At 71.5% G+C, this 15,699-nt stretch carries 14 protein-coding genes and 1 riboswitch; of the genes, 1 reads left to right on the plus strand and 13 read right to left on the minus strand.

Features of this window, described 5'->3' with window-relative positions; genetic code table 11:
* Window positions 1-26: 26 nt before the first annotated feature.
* The 13 genes from AB0E90_RS38710 to AB0E90_RS38770 form a co-directional block, all read right to left on the minus strand.
* Entirely contained in the window at window positions 27-980 is a 954-nt protein-coding gene (locus AB0E90_RS38710; protein ID WP_360416993.1) for a serine hydrolase, read from the minus strand.
* A 342-nt stretch (window positions 981-1,322) separates the two neighbouring features.
* Window positions 1,323-2,162 carry a hypothetical protein gene (locus tag AB0E90_RS38715; RefSeq protein ID WP_360416995.1) on the minus strand — a complete coding sequence of 280 codons (840 nt, stop codon included), beginning with the start codon at window positions 2,160-2,162 and terminating at the stop codon, window positions 1,323-1,325.
* 42 nt (window positions 2,163-2,204) lie between these two features.
* On the minus strand, window positions 2,205-2,936 hold the full coding sequence (locus tag AB0E90_RS38720) for a DinB family protein (protein ID WP_360416997.1): 732 nt from the start codon (window positions 2,934-2,936) through the stop codon (window positions 2,205-2,207).
* 75 nt (window positions 2,937-3,011) lie between these two features.
* On the minus strand, window positions 3,012-3,347 hold the full coding sequence (locus AB0E90_RS38725; protein WP_360416999.1) for an antibiotic biosynthesis monooxygenase: 336 nt from the start codon (window positions 3,345-3,347) through the stop codon (window positions 3,012-3,014).
* A gap of 201 nt (window positions 3,348-3,548) precedes the next feature.
* Window positions 3,549-4,376, minus strand: coding sequence for a hypothetical protein (locus AB0E90_RS38730; RefSeq protein WP_360417001.1), 828 nt, complete (start codon window positions 4,374-4,376; stop codon window positions 3,549-3,551).
* A 70-nt stretch (window positions 4,377-4,446) separates the two neighbouring features.
* Complete coding sequence (locus AB0E90_RS38735; RefSeq protein ID WP_360417003.1) at window positions 4,447-5,793, minus strand: aminotransferase class V-fold PLP-dependent enzyme; 1,347 nt, start codon at window positions 5,791-5,793, stop codon at window positions 4,447-4,449.
* A 33-nt stretch (window positions 5,794-5,826) separates the two neighbouring features.
* Window positions 5,827-5,942, minus strand: a riboswitch (SAM riboswitch).
* A 355-nt stretch (window positions 5,943-6,297) separates the two neighbouring features.
* Entirely contained in the window at window positions 6,298-6,735 is a 438-nt protein-coding gene (locus tag AB0E90_RS38740) for a CBS domain-containing protein (RefSeq protein ID WP_360417005.1), read from the minus strand.
* Between the two features lie 180 nt (window positions 6,736-6,915).
* Complete coding sequence (locus AB0E90_RS38745; protein ID WP_360417007.1) at window positions 6,916-8,247, minus strand: hypothetical protein; 1,332 nt, start codon at window positions 8,245-8,247, stop codon at window positions 6,916-6,918.
* Window positions 8,247-9,398 (minus strand): ATP-grasp domain-containing protein, encoded by a 1,152-nt coding sequence (locus tag AB0E90_RS38750; protein WP_360417009.1) that lies wholly within the window; start codon window positions 9,396-9,398, stop codon window positions 8,247-8,249. Before AB0E90_RS38750 ends, AB0E90_RS38745 begins: the two co-directional genes overlap by 1 nt.
* Window positions 9,398-10,561 (minus strand): NAD(P)-binding domain-containing protein, encoded by a 1,164-nt coding sequence (locus AB0E90_RS38755; protein ID WP_360417011.1) that lies wholly within the window; start codon window positions 10,559-10,561, stop codon window positions 9,398-9,400. Before AB0E90_RS38755 ends, AB0E90_RS38750 begins: the two co-directional genes overlap by 1 nt.
* Window positions 10,562-10,696: 135 nt before the next feature.
* Complete coding sequence (locus AB0E90_RS38760; RefSeq protein WP_360417013.1) at window positions 10,697-11,674, minus strand: helix-turn-helix domain-containing protein; 978 nt, start codon at window positions 11,672-11,674, stop codon at window positions 10,697-10,699.
* Between the two features lie 9 nt (window positions 11,675-11,683).
* Entirely contained in the window at window positions 11,684-12,652 is a 969-nt protein-coding gene (locus AB0E90_RS38765; protein ID WP_360417015.1) for an alpha/beta hydrolase, read from the minus strand.
* Between the two features lie 87 nt (window positions 12,653-12,739).
* Complete coding sequence (locus tag AB0E90_RS38770) at window positions 12,740-13,327, minus strand: helix-turn-helix domain-containing protein (protein ID WP_360417017.1); 588 nt, start codon at window positions 13,325-13,327, stop codon at window positions 12,740-12,742.
* A gap of 72 nt (window positions 13,328-13,399) precedes the next feature.
* Here AB0E90_RS38770 and AB0E90_RS38775 point away from each other — a divergent pair, with 72 nt between their 5' ends.
* Window positions 13,400-15,553: a glycoside hydrolase family 3 C-terminal domain-containing protein gene (locus tag AB0E90_RS38775; RefSeq protein ID WP_360417019.1), complete on the plus strand. Its 2,154-nt coding sequence runs from the start codon at window positions 13,400-13,402 to the stop codon at window positions 15,551-15,553.
* Window positions 15,554-15,699: the final 146 nt, after the last annotated feature.

The following is a 15,699-nucleotide window of genomic DNA, read 5'->3' on the forward strand; positions in this document are numbered from 1 at the left end:
AGCCATCGTAATGGCGGTGGGTTGATCTACGCGACGTCGGGCCGGGTCATCAGTGGCGACCGCAGGTGCAGCGTCAGATCCGGTGTGGTCAGTGGGACGGTGTTCCAGGTCGCCACGGCGGTGCCTGCCTCGGCGTCAACCACCAGCCGGACCCGGTGCGGGGTGGTGACGACGTAGAGGTCGGCGACGAACAGGTCGACCGTCGCGCAGGTCATGGCGACCACGAGGTCGTGCTCGGGGACCACGATGCATTGCTGGCCGTTGGCGCCGTTGCCGAAATAGCCGTGCCGCGACATCCAGAACTGGTATCCGTACCCGCAAAGGAAGTCGGCGCCGCCCGCGCCGATCTCCGCCGGCCGGGTCTCGATGTGCCGTCTGGTCGCGAGCCGCACCCAGTCGCGCGGAACGAGCTGCCGGCCGCCCCACCGGCCCTCGCGCCGCAGCAACTCGCCGAACGCGGCGACGGCCTCGGTCGTGAGGTGCAGTCCGTGGAATCCGAAGGCGGCGCCGCTCGCCACCCGGTCCCACTCGGCGTGATCGATGCCGATCGGCGCGAACAGGCGCTCGTCGAGCAGTTCCGGCAGGCCGCGGCCGGTCACCCGATCGACCATCCGGGCGAGGAGGACGTGGTCGCGTTGTCGTAGACGTGCCGTGTTCCGGCGGGTTCTGGGAACCGTACCCGCAGAAAGCCTTTGACCAGGTCTTCCGGTTTCTAGCTGCCAGGCCTCGGCGAGGCTGTCCGTCGGATGCCCGCACGTCATCGACAGCAGGTGATGGACGGTGACGCTGCGGCCCCGCTCGCCGATGCCGGCCGGCACGTGGTCGGGCAGCACGTCCACCACCCGATCGTCCAGCGACAGCAGCCCGTCGCCGATCGCGAGCCCCACGGCGACCGAGGTGAACGACTTGGTCAAGGAATAAAGAAGATGCGGACGACCGGCCGACGCCGCCGAGAGGGATGCTGGTGAACACCGGCGCACCGGCGCAGCCCACCGGCAGCCGTGTCGCCCACCGCAGTCGCCCGCGCCCGTCCAGGGCCACGGCGCCGACGAACAGGCCCTGCTCCCGTGCCTGACCCTCGCCGACGTCGTGACCGAGCACAAACGCCTCGACCGGGGTACGGCCGATCGTCGCGATGTCCCGTTCCCGGGCCGCCAGCCCGTCGGTGATCTCGTGGACGTTCCACCGCCAGCCTTTACGGTCGGCCAAGGCGTGCAGGCCCGTCGCCGGCATCACGGCGATGAGCCTCGACAAGAGGGGCTGTCACGGCGGCACCCTACCGGGCCGCCGACAGCTCCGTTTCTTCGATGTGGCTGTCGCCCTTACCGCACCGGCTTGCGAACGGACGTCTCTGGCGTGGCGCCGGCATCGTCGCGGAAGGCCAGACCGGCCGCGTCCATCGCCGTTCGCAGGTGGCGAAGGGCGTAGGGCCCGACGCCGTGCAGTGCCCGCACCTCGCCCTCGCTGAGCTCGGCCACCTGTTCGAGCCGGACCACGCCGCTCGCCGTGAGCGCACGCGTCGCGGCAACGCCGAGGTGTGGCAGCGGGATGCCCGGCTCCGGTTCCGACCGGCCCCGGTCCGACCGCGGATGACCCTCGTGGTCCAGGACGGCGGCGCCGCGCGCCGAGAGCCGGTACCCGATGTCGAGCGATTCGGTCAGGCCGCGCTCCTTCAGCTTTCGCACGTTCAGTTTGAACGACGGGGTGTCTCGCCCCATCCGTTGTGCGAGGTCGGGCGCCCGGGTGGCCGGCAGTTCGTCGATCAGCAGGAGCGTGGCCCGGGTCCACGGCCCGGTCGGCGAGGCGTGGTCGAGCCGGTCCAGCCACCCGACGATCGCGTCGATCTCCGCAGCGTCGGGCACCGCCTCCCGCAGCGCCTGCCGCGGGTCGACACCGGCGTACCGCAGCCCGATCCGATACACCGGCCGGTCCGGGTGCACGCGCTCCAACCCGTGACGGAGCGCGGCCAGCGACGCCGCGCCGGCCCGCCGGGCGTCCGCAGCGGTCAGCGAACTCACCGGCACGGGGTCGACCGACGTGACCTCGATCAGGCCGACCGCGGTACGCATCCGGGTGCCGACCTTGAGCCGTGGCCGTTCCCACCGGCGGAACGCCACCTCGACATCCCCGGCACGGATCGCCTCCAGTTCTACGGGACGCATCTGCACGCCTCCCAGTTCAGCACATGGCCGGCTTCTTCTGGGCTATCGCAAACGAGCGAGATCCCGTCGGATGTAGCGCAGGTGCGCCCATTCCTCCTCCAGGATCACGCGAATGCAGTCACCGACGCTGGGATGCCAGTCACCGCCGCCCCACGGGTTCTCGCGTTCCTCGGCGAGCAGCTCCGTCGTGGCCGTGGCCAGGAAATCGGTCACCAGCCGCTGATGCTCGGCACGCACCGCGAGGATCTCCGCGAAGACCGGCGGTTCCGCGCGGAAGATCGACATGTCGAAGCCCATCTCGTCGGCCCCGGTGAAGATCTGGCCGATCTCGTGGAACGGCTGTTGCACCCGCAGGATCGCGCCGCGGAGCCAGGCGTCGGTCGCCAGGACCAGGTGCCGCAGGGTCTGGGCCAAGGACCACTCGTCCTCGACGTGGGCGTCCACCAGGCCGGGCGGCGTGCCCGCCACCGTCGTCTGCCACGCGGACTGCACGGCGACCCAGCCCTCGCGCAGCCCCTCGAGCGTCTGCGCCTTCTGCAGCTCGCGGCCCGGGAACTGCCGGTTGAGCTCGGCATCCACGAGCGGCACCACGTCGACCCCGTTGACGAAGAGGCTGCCGAAGGACAGGTCGTGGCTGTCGATGTCGAGTCCGTCCACATCGACGCCGCGCATCGTCACACCGCTGACATCGCAGAATCGCAGGGCGGCGCCCTTGAAGCTGGCCTTGACGAAGGTCGCGCCTTCGAACTCCTTCGTGCCGGAATAGGTCGTCATCGCTCCATCATCGCGGCTGGCGGGGACAGTCGTGTGCCACCGACGCCAGTGGCCATATCGGCGTCGTACCGTCGGTCATGACCGCGTCGGACTCGATCCCCCGGCGGGCACATAGGTCCAGACCTCGCTGTGCACCCCGACCGGCGGCGGCGCGGGGTTGCCGCCGCGCTCGGCGGCTGAGCGGTGCCCGTGCGCGAAAGCCGGTGAACTGACCCATGCCTGGAATGCCTCCTCATCACGCCAGCGGGTGACCACGAGCCACGTCGTCCGCTCGTCGGCCGGCTGGAGCAACTCGAAGCCTTCGAAACCGTCCTGGTCATCCACGGCGCCGGCCCGCGCGGCAAAACGGCGTGCCAGCTCGTCGCCGCTGTCTGCCGGCACGGTGATGGCGTTGATCTTGACGATGGTCATGGTCCGAGTCTCTCAGGCCGGCGTCGCCGGCCGGGACGGACCCAGCGGGATACGACCCGGCGCTTTCTGCCCGTGAACGCCCGCCGGGGTCTGATCGCCAAGCTGGAGCGGCTACACCGAGCGGCCCTTGCCGAGCTGGATCGGCTCACCAGACGCAGTTCCCGGCCGGATGATCAACCCGCATGCCCCGGCTTCAGGGCGTCACCTGGATCGGTGCCGCAGGCGCAACGCCAGGGCATATCCCCAGCCGATCAACCCGAGGCCGGTCAACAGCTTGAAGATCATGTACGCCTCCCACGGCGCTCCGGGCACGTCCGGTGGAATCGCCGCTGAGGGGCGGAGCAGTTGTGAGATCGCTGCGGCCGTCGGAAGCGCCAGCAGAGCGCCCCCGGACCAGGCCGGCACGTTCCAGGGCCGGCGACCGACGTGCCGGGCGGTGAACCTCAGCGCCACCCATCCGCCGATCAGCAGCCCGACGATGCCGCCGACCAGCGCCAACTCCCGCACCGCAGTGGGCTCGGGATGCTGGAAGACAATGCCGTCGCCGCCGTACGAAGTGTCGTGGAAGACGGCCATCTCCACGCCGTGACGACGCGCGGTTACGAACTCCACGGTTTGAGCATCGCTGAGCCGTTTGGCACCTGAGTTCGGCAGGATCCGCCAGCCGGTCCGCGCCAGGGTTTCGCGAACCGCCGAGATGTCCGTCACCGGCACTGTCACCAGTGCCGATCCGCCGTCGTACTCGTCGTCGGTGATCAGCAGACTGACCCAGTCAGGCATCCGGTCGCCGAAAGTCACGTCCCACCGCTCGACCTCACCGACCGTAGCCGCCGGTAGTACCTCGCCGACGATCTCCGTCATCTGCTGATCGCTGGGCAGAGGATCGGCGTTCCGCCATCCCACCCATGTGCCGATCGAGGCCAGCGCGCCCGCGAACATGACCGCCACCCAGAGCACCGCGCCCCAGCGCAGCGCTCGGTGCCGCATCTGGTGACCGGCACGGTGCGCGTCCGTGGCGAGAATCGACATGCCGGCACCTTAGATCAACCAGATCTACGCCGAGCTCCATGATCCTGGCGCGTAGATGTCCGCGGTCTTCCTACCTCAGCACTGATTGCAGGGCGGCCAGCAGGCAGTCGATGTCGGCCGGGGTGGTGCCCAAGCCGAAGCTGATGCGCAGCAGGCCGCCATCGCAGCCGTTGTTGCCGGTGGCGCCGGTCAATCGGCGGACCAGCGGGTGGGCGCAGAACAGGCCGGCGCGGACGCCGATGCCGAATTCGTCGGCCAGGCGTGTCGCCACGCCGGACGGGTCGTGGCCCGGGAGCGACAACGATACGATTCCCACACGCTCGCTCCGCGGTCCGAAGATGCTCACCTCGGACACGCCAGTCACATACCGCAAGCCGTCGCGCAGCTGGGTCAGCAGTTGTTGCTCACGGTCGTGCAGCTCGGCTCGGTCGGCCTCGGTCAAGGCCGCACAGACCGCTGCCAAGGACACCGCACCCAGCAGGTTCGGCGTGCCGCCCTCGTGCCTCGCCGGGCCGGCCTGCCAGCGGACGTCGCCGATCGTGTCGCCGACTGCGGCGCTCGCTCCGCCGCCGGCCAGGTAGGGCGGAGCCCCGTCCAGCCAGTCGGCGCGGCCGGCAAGCACGCCTGCGCCGAACGGGGCGTAGAGCTTGTGGCCGGAGAGCGCGACGTAGTCGGCGCCGATCTCGCGCAGGTCGATCGGCCGGTGCGGGGCCAGTTGGGCGGCGTCGACGACGATGCGGGCGCCGTGGGAGTGCGCGACCTCGGCCAAGGCCGTGATCGGCCACAGCTCGCCGGTCACGTTGCTGGCACCGGTCACCGCCAGCAGCACGGGGCGGCGGCCAGCCGGCACGGAGCCACCCAGGCCGGCGGCCGCGAACTGGGAACCACCCACGGCGGCCGACGCGGATCCTGAGTCGCGCACGGCCGTGTAGGCGGAATCACGGGCGGCGGGTGCGGAGACCTGGTCGGCGGCGGACTCGGTGGCGCGGAGGGCGGTTAAGGCGCGGTCGACGGCTGCTACGGCCTCTTCCGGGCTGGTGGGGGCGGGCAGGCGGAGTTGGTTGGGCCAGGGCAGGAGGTTGGCGTGGTGCTCGCCGTCGAAGAGGACGGTGGTGGTGCCTGGCGGGAGGGCGCGGGCCAGCAGGTTCAGCGCGTCCGTGGTGTTGCGGGTGAAGACGACGTGGTCGCTGGGGCGACAGCCGAGGAAGGAGGCGATGACGGCGCGGGCGCGCTCGTATTCCAGGGTGGAGGTCTGCGAGCGGGGGCCGGTGCCGCGGTGCACGCTGCCGTAGCTGGGGAGCAGGGCGTTCACGGCGTCGGCGGCGGCTCGGACGCAGGGCGCGGTGGCGGCGTAGTCGAGGTGCACGAAACCGGCGCCGATGACGTCGAGGTCGGTGGTGTGGACGGCAAGGGACATGGCAGACCTCTGCGAGGATCAGGGACCCAGGAGGGTCCGCGCTTGCCCGCGTCGGTCGACGCCGGGCCCGGTCCTCACCCGGGGCACCCCATCGCGAACGCAAGGGTTGCCGGTCAGCAAGCCGGGGCTACGCGCTGACACTCATGACCTGCCCGACACGTTAGCAGCCACCCACCCGCTTCGCTGACGCATGGGCCGAGTGGTCCAGCCCACACGGCCGGGCCGAGAAACCCCAGTCCAGCAGCGTTGTGCCAGCTCCGGCGGGCCTCCGCCGCACCCCGGCGGGCCGGTCGGCCCGTCAAGGCAGGCCGACGGTCCGAGCGGCGCGCGAGGGGTTCGGTGGGGTCGAGAATCGCCGGCCTCACTCGCTGCTCGATTCGGCGGCCGAAGCACCCGGGCGGAAACGCGTCCGCCGACTGCGAACGCCGGATTCCTTCGGGCGAGGCCAGGCTCGGCTGCCGCCCACCCGGCGGAACGGCATGGTCGCCGGGTGGGTGGTGGGCGTCAGACTCGTTCGCCGGTGATGTAGCCGGTCAGGCTGCTTCGTTCGGCTTCCAGCTCGTCGATGCGGTTCTTCACCACGTCGCCGATGCTCACCACGCCCTTGAGGGCGCCGTTCTCGACCACCGGCACGTGGCGGAAGCGGTTGTCGGTCATCAGGCGCTCTACTTCTTCGATGGGGGCCTCGGGAGCGACCGAGCGCACCTGCACCGTGTGGATGTTCGACACCGGTTCGGTCAGGACGGCGGCGCCTCGGGCGGCCAGGGCGCGCACCACGTCGCGCTCACTGACGATGCCGTCGACGCGGGCGCCGTCGGCTGAGACGATCAGGGCGCCGATCTTGTGTTCGGCCAGGAGGGTCAGCAGCTGGGTCACGTCTGCGGTGGGTTGTACCGTGACGACTCGGTCGCCCTTGACGCGGAGAATGTCGCTGATACGCATCTTTGCTCCCCATCTCGTGCCGGTCCGCGAAAAGCCGCCTGGCGGGCCGCCCAAGGACGGAGTGCCCCGCCACGTTGCGGGCATATGCCTAGAGATGCAGTCAATCACGTCCTGATGTCAAGGGCGTCAACATGACAAGCCCTCTCACGTGCGCGATCCGGCAAGCGCAGGCGCGGCCGGTCACTGCGGGTTGGTGAGGGCTGGGGTGCCTGGGCGGCAGAGGTGAACGGTGCCTTCGGTGCTGGCTGGGCCCTCGATCGTCCAGCCGGCCGGAGATCTGGTCACCGTGGAGACCGCTCGGCGTTGCCACCAGGCGGCGGCTTCGGCGGGCAGGGGGCGCCACGCGGTGGGGTCGTCGTGGAACTTGTCCAGCAGCTGGCGGTAGCCGTCGGTCACGCGTGGGTCGGTGGCGTAGTCGGGGTGGGTGAGGATCAGGGCCAGGCCGCTCCGGTCGCGCAGGTGGGTGGCCTTGTCGAGCCAGAGCGTTGCGTCCTGGTGCTGGAGGATGGCGAACAGGGTGTGGTCCATCGGCAGGGTGATCGGCAGCTCGACCATGTCGCCGGGGGCGCCCGGGGAGCCGATGAAGTAGGGCAGGTAGCTGAGGCTGCCGCCGGGGCGCGGCTCGTACGGGGCGGTGTCGTGGTAGGAGCTGTCGTAGGCGAAACCCAGCTCCGGCATCCACCTCCAGGTGCGCTGGGTGGCGGGTGCGCGGAATCCGGCGGCCTGCCACCTCTCGGCGTACACCCGGATGGTGGGAAGCCGGCGCCGGAGCAGCCGGCGTGAGCCGAGGTCGCGGCCGTCGTGTCGCAGGCCGTGAACGCCGATTTCGCAGCCCTCGGCCCGCAGCGCGGTCAGGACTCCGTCGGGGGTGCGGTAGCGCAGGGGCACGAAGTTCCACGAGGAGCGGTGGCCGGCGGCGCGTTCGATGTCGCGCAGGACCTCGATGTTGGCCAGGCCGGCGGCGGTCTCGACGTCGTGGGTCAGCACCAGGGCCCAGGTGTGGCCGCCGGGCCACAGGCCGAGCCACGGCACCGGGCGGCCGGCGAACGTCGCGACCAGCTGGAACATCCACTCGTGGAAATCGTGCAGCGCGGTCTCGACCGGGAAGGCCGGGAAGGTGGCCTGCTCCTGCACCCGGGTGAACGCCTGCCGCAGCCGGATCTGCGCGGGTCGCGGGATCGCCGGGCGGAGCAGGTAATAGAGGCGCACGAGCGCCGCCCGCACGGCCGATCGGTCCTGGTAGTGCTCGCTCCAATAGCGCCACATGACCTCGCCGGGGTCGAAGGGCAGCGCGAACGGGGACGAGGACGGCGCCGTGTGGTGCGCGAAGATCGGGATGCCGTCGATCACCTGCCGGCCCAGCACTCCCCCGGCCGACGGCCAGGTCAGCAACGGGCCGTCGGTGCCGGCCAGGCGGAGAGCGTGCCGGCCGGGCGGGGTCAGGAACTGCATGATCCGGTACGGGACACGGAAGTAGTCGAAGAACGCGAACGGCGCCGTGGCTTCGAACATCACAGACCACGCTTCACGGCCAGGTACGGCAACAGGGCGAGCTCGTAGAGGCCGGGGAGCGGATCGCGCCGGGAGAAGACCGCCTCGGTGTCGATGCCGCGCAGCGTGCGCAGGTATGGCGCCGGGCGCGCCCGATCGACGACGGCGTTGGGCACGTCGGTCGCCAGCCGGATCCATGACACGCCGCTGCGCGCCACGCCGGGCGGCACCGGCCGGCCGATCTGATCGCGGAACAACAGGTACGGGAAGTCGACGCCGGCGGCCCGCCCGAGCGAGTGGTAACCCCAGGTCCGCGCATTGACGTCGAGCAGTTTGAATTCGCCGTCGCGCGGGTCCAGCTTGAATTCCACCTCGACCAGCCCGTAGTAGCCGATCTCGCGCAGGAAGGTGAGCGACGGCGCTTCCAGCGCGGGCAGCGGCACGGTCTGCACGAACGTGCTGGCCCGGCCGAAGTCGGACGGGTGCTGCCGGGTCCGCCGCACCGTCATGCTCGCCACCGCGGCGCCGTCGCGGACGAACGCGCAGTACGAGAACTGCCCGTCGCCCGGGATCATCTCCTGCACGAGGATCTCGCCGGCCGGCACGATCTCGGCCGCTCGCGTGAACTGCCGCCGCAGTGATGGCAGCGAGTCGGCCCGCCACGCCTTGGCCCGGGTCGCGTAGAAGAAGTTCTCCTTGATGGCCGGCTTGATGATCACCGGGGCGGAGAGGTCGACCTCGTCGAGGTCGGCGACCGACAGCGGGAACCAGGTGCGTGGCGACGCCACCCCAAGTTTCTGGGCCATCCGGTAGGTCTCGCGCTTGTCCCAGGCCGTCCGCACGCAGTCCCACGGCGGCGCCGGGATGCGCCAGCTGCGGGCGAGCAGCGACCGGTGCCGGCTGAGGGCGGCCACATTTTCGTCGCGGGTCGGGAACACCACCCAGCCGTCGAGATCGCCGAACCGGGCGCGGGCCAGCGACAGCGCGTCGAGCACGTCGGTGTCCGAGCGCAGGCTCGGCACCCGCACCGACGCGCCGGTCCACCGCGAGGCGGCGGCGATGGAGCGTTCGTCGTCCACGACGACGGTCGGGATGCCGTGCTCGCCGAGGCTGCGGACGATGCCGAGCCCCTGGTAGTCACCGCCGAGCACCACGGCACCGGGTGACCGCATCACTGCCGCCGGCCCGCGATCCGCCCGGCGACGGCCCGGCTCGCGAACCAGCCGCCCGACACGAACCGCATGATCGGCCCGAAGCTCCACGCGGCGGGCGCGCCGGCGAAGTGCAGGCCGGGAACGGTCGACTCGAGGCCCGGCCCGAGCACCGGGTAGCCCTCCACCCGGCGCACCGACCGGATCAGCTCGGGCGCAAGGAACGGGTAGTGGGTGATGTCGACCTGATAGCCGGTGCCGTAGATCAGGTGGCTGCCGGTGACGACGTCGCCGCCGGCCGACTCGACCCGGATCTGCTTGCCGTCGGCCGAGACCGACGCCGACCGCACCGGGAAGCCGAGCCGGATCGGCACCTCGCGCAGCCGGGAGATGAGCCACTCCGCGCCGGCCGGCCGGATGGCCCGCCGGGCGGCCGGTGTCTGCACCGACCGGGGCAGCCGCCGGAACAGCGACGGGGCGGCCACCACTCGGGACAGGCCGAGCGGCCCGACGTCGGTGGGCGCGTAGAACAGCGGTTTGGCCCGGCCGAGCATGCGCTGATATTTCCCGCCGTGCAGCCAGGTGAGCTGGTCGCGGCGGACCAGCACCTCCACCTCGGCGCCGGACTCGTGCAGGAGCGCGGCCGATTCGAGCGCGCTCTGCCCGCCCCCGACGACGATCACCCGCTCCCCCTTGAAGCGGCTGAAATCGCGGTGCTCACTGGCATGGGTGGCGAGCGGCAGGCCCGCGAACGGCGCCGGGCGGCGGGCGAAGGGCGCGATCCCGGCCGCCACCACGACGCGCCCGGCCCGCAGCGACGAGCCGTCGCCGAAGGACAGCGTGAAGCCGTCCCCCACCCGCGTCACGGTGCGGACCGCGCGGCGGTCCACCTCCGGCGCGACCTGCGACTGCACCCATTCGCCGTACGCGACGAAGTTTTCCAGCGGCACCGGCTTGCCGAACTCCGCGCCGGTTGCGGCCACATAGGCGTCCAGGGACACCGGCCCCCGATAGTCCGCGATGGACGTGGCGGTCCAGTTCGACCGGAGGAGCATGCCTTCCGGCATGTCCTTCCAGAAGGACATCGGCTCGCCTATCACCCGGTGTTCCACGCCGGCACCACTCAGCGCGGCGGCGACCGCCAATCCGTACGGCCCCGCGCCGAGAACTGCCACGTCGGTCATGACGCGATCCCCCCTGATCGACATTCGTCGACATCGTCGGGACCCAGCATCACCTATCCGTAAGCGGGGCAACACCGTCCGTGAGTCCAAAGCGGATTCACACGCTCGGTTTAAGCGAACGATCTTTCATTTGTGCTAAGCGGGATGGCGGCGCAGGCGGCGCAACGTCAGGGCTACCTGGAGGCGCAGGCGGCCGGCCGGGGTCGTGATCGGCCAGCCGAGCAGGTGGGCGGCCTGGGCGATGCGGTCCTGCAGCGTCGAGTGGTGCAGCCGCAGCGTGGTGGCGGCGGCGCGCAGGCTGACGGCGTCGGCGAACGCGTACAGCGTGGACAGGACCCACGGCGCGGCGGCGGTGGCGTGTTCGAGCGCGCTCAGGTCGGGCACCTCGGTGTCGGCGGGCAGCGACGCGAGCACCGCGAGGGCGCCCAGCGAGTCGTGCTGGACGACGGTCGGGCCCGGGTCCTCGGGGGTGCCGTCGGCCGCGAAGCGCAGGGCCACCCGGGCCGCCGCGTAGGAGGCCGGCAGCTCGGCCGGGGCGACCGACGGCCCGATGCCGGCGCGGGCGAAGGCGACGGCGGCGCCCGGCCCGAGCAGCGCCGGCCCGGACGGCAGGGCCACCGCGCGCACGCCGGCGGCCGCGGCCAGGTGGAGTTTGTGGAGGGCCTGGTCGCGTACGTCAGAAGGAGCTGACGCATCGACGATCAGCTCGACCAGCGCGGGGTCGGCCGCGGGCACGCGGCCGCGCGTGCGATCAAGGACCGCACGCGCGGCGCCGGCGGCGCGTTCCAAGATCATGGCTTCGACCGGGCCGGGCTCACCGGCACGCTCCAGCGCCAGCGTGGCCGAGCCGTCCGGGACCACGAGGGTACGCATCCAGCGGTCATCGCCGGGCCCCGGCAGCGGAGCGGCGTTGCCGTCCGGGTCGACCCGGACGTGGACCCGGCGACCGTGGTCGTCGAGCCGGGCCGCACAGCCGGCCAGCACGGCGGCGCCACGGACGATCGCCTGCAGGCCCGCCCTGGTCTCGGTGAGACTGTCGAAGTACGAGATCACTCGCAGCGCGGCGCCCGCGTCGGCGTCGAGAGCCGCCAGCCGCACTGCGAGATCCCGCACGACGCCCCCTTACGAGAACAACCGGTTGAGCCAGCGTACCCGCGCGTTGCGGGCATCCTGGCTGATCGCGGCGGCCGGCGCCATCATGTCGAAGCCGTGGAAACCGCCCGGCCAGACGTGCAGTTCGGCCTGGCCGCCGGCCTGCCAGATCCGGGTCGCGTAGGCGACGTCCTCGTCGCGGAACGTCTCGGCCGAGCCGACGTCGATGAACGCCGGCGGCAGGCCGGACAGGTCGGCCGCGCGAGCCGGCGCCGCATAGGGCGAGACGTCCGGCCCGCCGTGCCGGTCGCCGAGCAGCGCCGACCAGCCCATCCGGTTGGCCTCGCGGTCCCACACGCCGAGCCCGGCCATCTGGATCGCCGAGACGGTGTCGTTGCGGTCGTCGAGCATCGGGCACATCAGCATCTGCCCGAGCAGCGCCGGGCCGCCCTCGTCCCGGGCGCGCAGGGCCAGCCCGGCGGCCAGACCGCCGCCCGCGCTGCCACCGGCAACGATCAACCGGCTCGGGTCGAAGCCGAGTTCGGCGGCGTGCTCGGCGGTCCACTTCAGGCCGGCGTAGCAGTCGTCGATCGGGCCCGGGTCGGGCGTCTCCGGCGCGAGCCGGTATTCCACCGAGACGACGACCAGGCCGAACTCGGCCGCCCAGTCCAGGAGCCCGTCAACGCCCATCCGCCGGTTGCCGAGCACCATGCCGCCGCCGTGGGTGTGATAAACGCAGCCGAGGGCGCCCTCGACCGAGGTCGGCGTGCAGATCAGCAGCGTGATGTCCGGATCGTCGCCGAGCCCGGGCACCTGGCGCTCCTCGACGGTGAACGCGCCGTCGCGACGCAGCTCTTCGTCGGTCAGCGCGGGAAACGCTCCGCCGCCCCGGGCCTCGGCGATGCTGTCGAGGCTGAAGGGCGGGAGCATCTCGCTGATCACGCCGAGGGCGGCGGCCAGCTCAGGGTCGAACGGTGGCGGCGGGAGAGTCTGAGTCACGGCGAACCTCCTGGTGGACGGGAATGTGACCGCTGTCACCCAGGATGCGTCCGCTCGTCGCCTCGCCCGAGCGCCATCCGGCGGAATCTACCCGCCAGTTGGCGGGTCCACGTCGCGGAAGAGCACGCCGGCCGCCGCTTCCCACTGCGTGACCAGGTCGATCTCGGCCGGATTGCGCAACCAGTGCACCTGCAGGCCGTCCATCATCGCGGCGATCCGGACGGCCAGCCCGGCCGGGTCGGGCGCTCGCCCCTCGAGCATCTGGCACAGCCCGTCCAGGGTCTTCCGCTGGCGGGCCGCGAAGTAGTCGTGCGCGGGGTGGCCGGGGGTCAGCGACTCGGCCTCGAGCACGGCGAACAGCCGGACGATCTCGGGCTGCCCGGCGTTGCGCCGCACCAGCGCCGCGCACAGCTCGCGGGGCTCGTCGCTGCTCGTCTCGTCGAGCGCGCGCCGGTCCGCCCGGTCGCGGTCGTCGAGGACGGCGAGCAGCAGGCCGTCCTTGGATCCGACGTGATGCAGCAGGCCGGGCACGGTGAGCCCGCAGTCGTCGGCCACGTCCTGCATCGACAGGCCCCAGAAACCGCGCTCGGCGATCAGCCGTGCGGTGACGTCGATGATCTGCCGGCGCCTCTCGGCGGCGGGCAGGCGGAGCCGTTCACGCCGGATCACACGCATAGCTCCTTCACAGCGGGTAAGTCTATGTTGCAGAATACTTATTACTTAGTAGGTACTCAGTAAGGATCGCACATGGAACTCAACGAACAGGCCGCCATCACCAGTGGCAGCGCCTTCTGGTCCACCACGGCCGCCGGTGACGTTCCGGCGATCACTCTGACCGACGGCCCGCACGGCGTACGCCTGCAGGTCGCCGACGCCGACGACATCCTCGCCGGGCAGCCGGCCACGTGCTTCCCGCCGGCCGTCGCGTCCGGCTCGACCTGGGATCCCGAGCTGCTGCGCCGGATGGGCGAGGCGCTCGCGCAGGAGTGCCGGGCGATGGGCGTGCACGTGCTGCTCGGGCCCGGCATCAACCTCAAGCGCACCCCGCTCGGCGGCCGCAACTTCGAGTACTTCAGCGAGGACCCGCTGGTCGCCGGGGTGCTCGCCACGGCGTGGGTGCAGGGCATCCAGAGCGGCGGCGTCGGCGCGTCGCTGAAGCACTTCGCGGTCAACAGCCAGGAGACGGACCGGATGCGGGTCAGCGCCGACGTCGACGAGCGCACGCTGCGTGAGCTCTACCTGCGGGCGTTCCAGCGGGTGGTGACGCAGGCCCAGCCGTGGACCGTGATGTGCGCCTACAACCGCATCAACGGCGTGTACGCCAGCCAGAATCACTTCCTGCTGACCGAGGTGCTCCGCGACGAGTGGGGTTTCGAGGGTCTCGTGATGTCGGACTGGGGCGCCGTGGTGGATCGGGTCGAGGCGGTCCGCGCCGGGCTCGACCTGACCATGCCCGGCCCGGACGACTCCGGCGACCGGGAGCTGATCGCCGCCGTGCGGGACGGCCGGCTCCCCGCCGACACTCTCGCGACGTCGGCCGGCCGGGTCGAGGCCCTGGTCGGCAAGGCCCTCGGCGCTGCCAGGACCGACTATGACGCCGACGCCCACCACGCCCTGGCCCGCGAGATCGCCGCCCGCGGCATCGTCCTGCTCAAGAACGAGGGCGCGGTCCTGCCGCTGAACCCGGCGCAGACCATCGCGGTGATCGGCGAGTCCGCCCGCACTCCGCGTTACCAGGGTGGCGGTAGCTCACAGATCACCCCGACCCGGCTCGATGACGCGCTGTCCGCACTGGAGGCGGCCGCGCCCGGCCGGATCCGCTTCAGCGCCGACGACGCCGAGATCGCCCGGGACGCCGACGTAGCCGTGGTGTTCGCGGCGACGGCCAACGAGACGGAGGGCGCCGACCGGGAGTCGCTCGACCTGCCCGCCGCCGAGCTGGCCCGGATCTCACGGGTGGCTGCCGCCAACCCCCGCACCGTGGTCGTCCTCTCCAACGGCGCCGTCGTCCGCACCACCCCGTGGGAGGCGAGCGTGGCCGGCGTGGTCGAGGGCTGGCTGCTCGGCCAGGCCGGCGGCAGCGCCCTCGCCGACGTGCTGTTCGGCGCGGTCAACCCGTCCGGCCGGCTCACCGAGACGATCCCGCTGCGGCTGCAGGACCACCCGTCCTACCTGGACTTCCCGGGCGAGGCCGGGCACGTCCGCTACGGCGAGGGCATCCACGTCGGCTACCGCGGGTTCGACGCCCGCGAGCAGGAGGTCGCCTACCCGTTCGGCTTCGGCCTCTCCTACACCACGTTCAGTTATGGCCAGGCGGCCGCGACCGTCACGCCCGGTGGCATCGAGATCTCACTCGACGTGACGAACACGGGCGACCGCGATGGCCGCGAGGTGGTCCAGGCGTACGTCAGCCTCGGCTCTTCCCGGGTCTCTCGCGCCCCGCGCGAGTTGAAGGCCTTCGCCAATGTCGAGATCAAGGCCGGCGAGACCGTCGCCGTCAAGATGCACATCGACCGCGCCGACCTGGCCTACTGGGAGATCCGCCTGAACCGCTGGGTGGTCGAGGCCGGCACCTACGAGATCGCCGTCGGCTCCTCCTCCCGCGATCTGCACACCACGGCCACGGTGGAGATCGCGGGCGACGAGGCGCGCATTCCGCTCACCCCGGAGTCCACCATTGCCGAATGGCTTTCCGACCCGCGCGGCGCCGAGATCCTCGGCGACGTGTTCGCCAAGATGGCGGCCGAGGCCAGCGGCGGCATGGCCGGCGCGCTGACCGCCGACCCGGCGATGATGCAGATGGCGGCCGGTTTCCCGCTGACCCGCCTGACCATGTTCATCCCCGGCAGCCTGTTCACCCCCGAGGCCCTGCAGGAACTCGCCGACGCGGCAAACAACTGACGATTTCGATTCTGTACGGCCTTGGGTCGAGCCCGAACGTGACTCAAGGCCGGAAGTCGGCGTTGGTGGCCAGTTCCAGCAGAAACGGGTCGTGCTCATCAGGTGCACGGTCCCGTTGCGCATCTCGGCGTCGAAGACGATGACCG

Source organism: Actinoplanes sp. NPDC026619, from assembly GCF_040638295.1.
Classification (GTDB): Bacteria; Actinomycetota; Actinomycetes; order Mycobacteriales; family Micromonosporaceae; genus Actinoplanes.

Coding starts and splice junctions, on each gene's coding strand:
- AB0E90_RS38750 (WP_360417009.1), bottom strand. CDS start 9,398: ATGCGGTCACCCGGTGCCGTGGTGCTCGGCGGTGACTACCAGGGGCTC.
- AB0E90_RS38745 (WP_360417007.1), bottom strand. CDS start 8,247: ATGTTCGAAGCCACGGCGCCGTTCGCGTTCTTCGACTACTTCCGTGTC.
- AB0E90_RS38755 (WP_360417011.1), bottom strand. CDS start 10,561: ATGACCGACGTGGCAGTTCTCGGCGCGGGGCCGTACGGATTGGCGGTC.
- AB0E90_RS38740 (WP_360417005.1), bottom strand. CDS start 6,735: ATGCGTATCAGCGACATTCTCCGCGTCAAGGGCGACCGAGTCGTCACG.
- AB0E90_RS38770 (WP_360417017.1), bottom strand. CDS start 13,327: ATGCGTGTGATCCGGCGTGAACGGCTCCGCCTGCCCGCCGCCGAGAGG.
- AB0E90_RS38715 (WP_360416995.1), bottom strand. CDS start 2,162: ATGCGTCCCGTAGAACTGGAGGCGATCCGTGCCGGGGATGTCGAGGTG.
- AB0E90_RS38735 (WP_360417003.1), bottom strand. CDS start 5,793: ATGTCCCTTGCCGTCCACACCACCGACCTCGACGTCATCGGCGCCGGT.
- AB0E90_RS38730 (WP_360417001.1), bottom strand. CDS start 4,376: ATGTCGATTCTCGCCACGGACGCGCACCGTGCCGGTCACCAGATGCGG.
- AB0E90_RS38725 (WP_360416999.1), bottom strand. CDS start 3,347: ATGACCATCGTCAAGATCAACGCCATCACCGTGCCGGCAGACAGCGGC.
- AB0E90_RS38775 (WP_360417019.1), top strand. CDS start 13,400: ATGGAACTCAACGAACAGGCCGCCATCACCAGTGGCAGCGCCTTCTGG.
- AB0E90_RS38720 (WP_360416997.1), bottom strand. CDS start 2,936: ATGACGACCTATTCCGGCACGAAGGAGTTCGAAGGCGCGACCTTCGTC.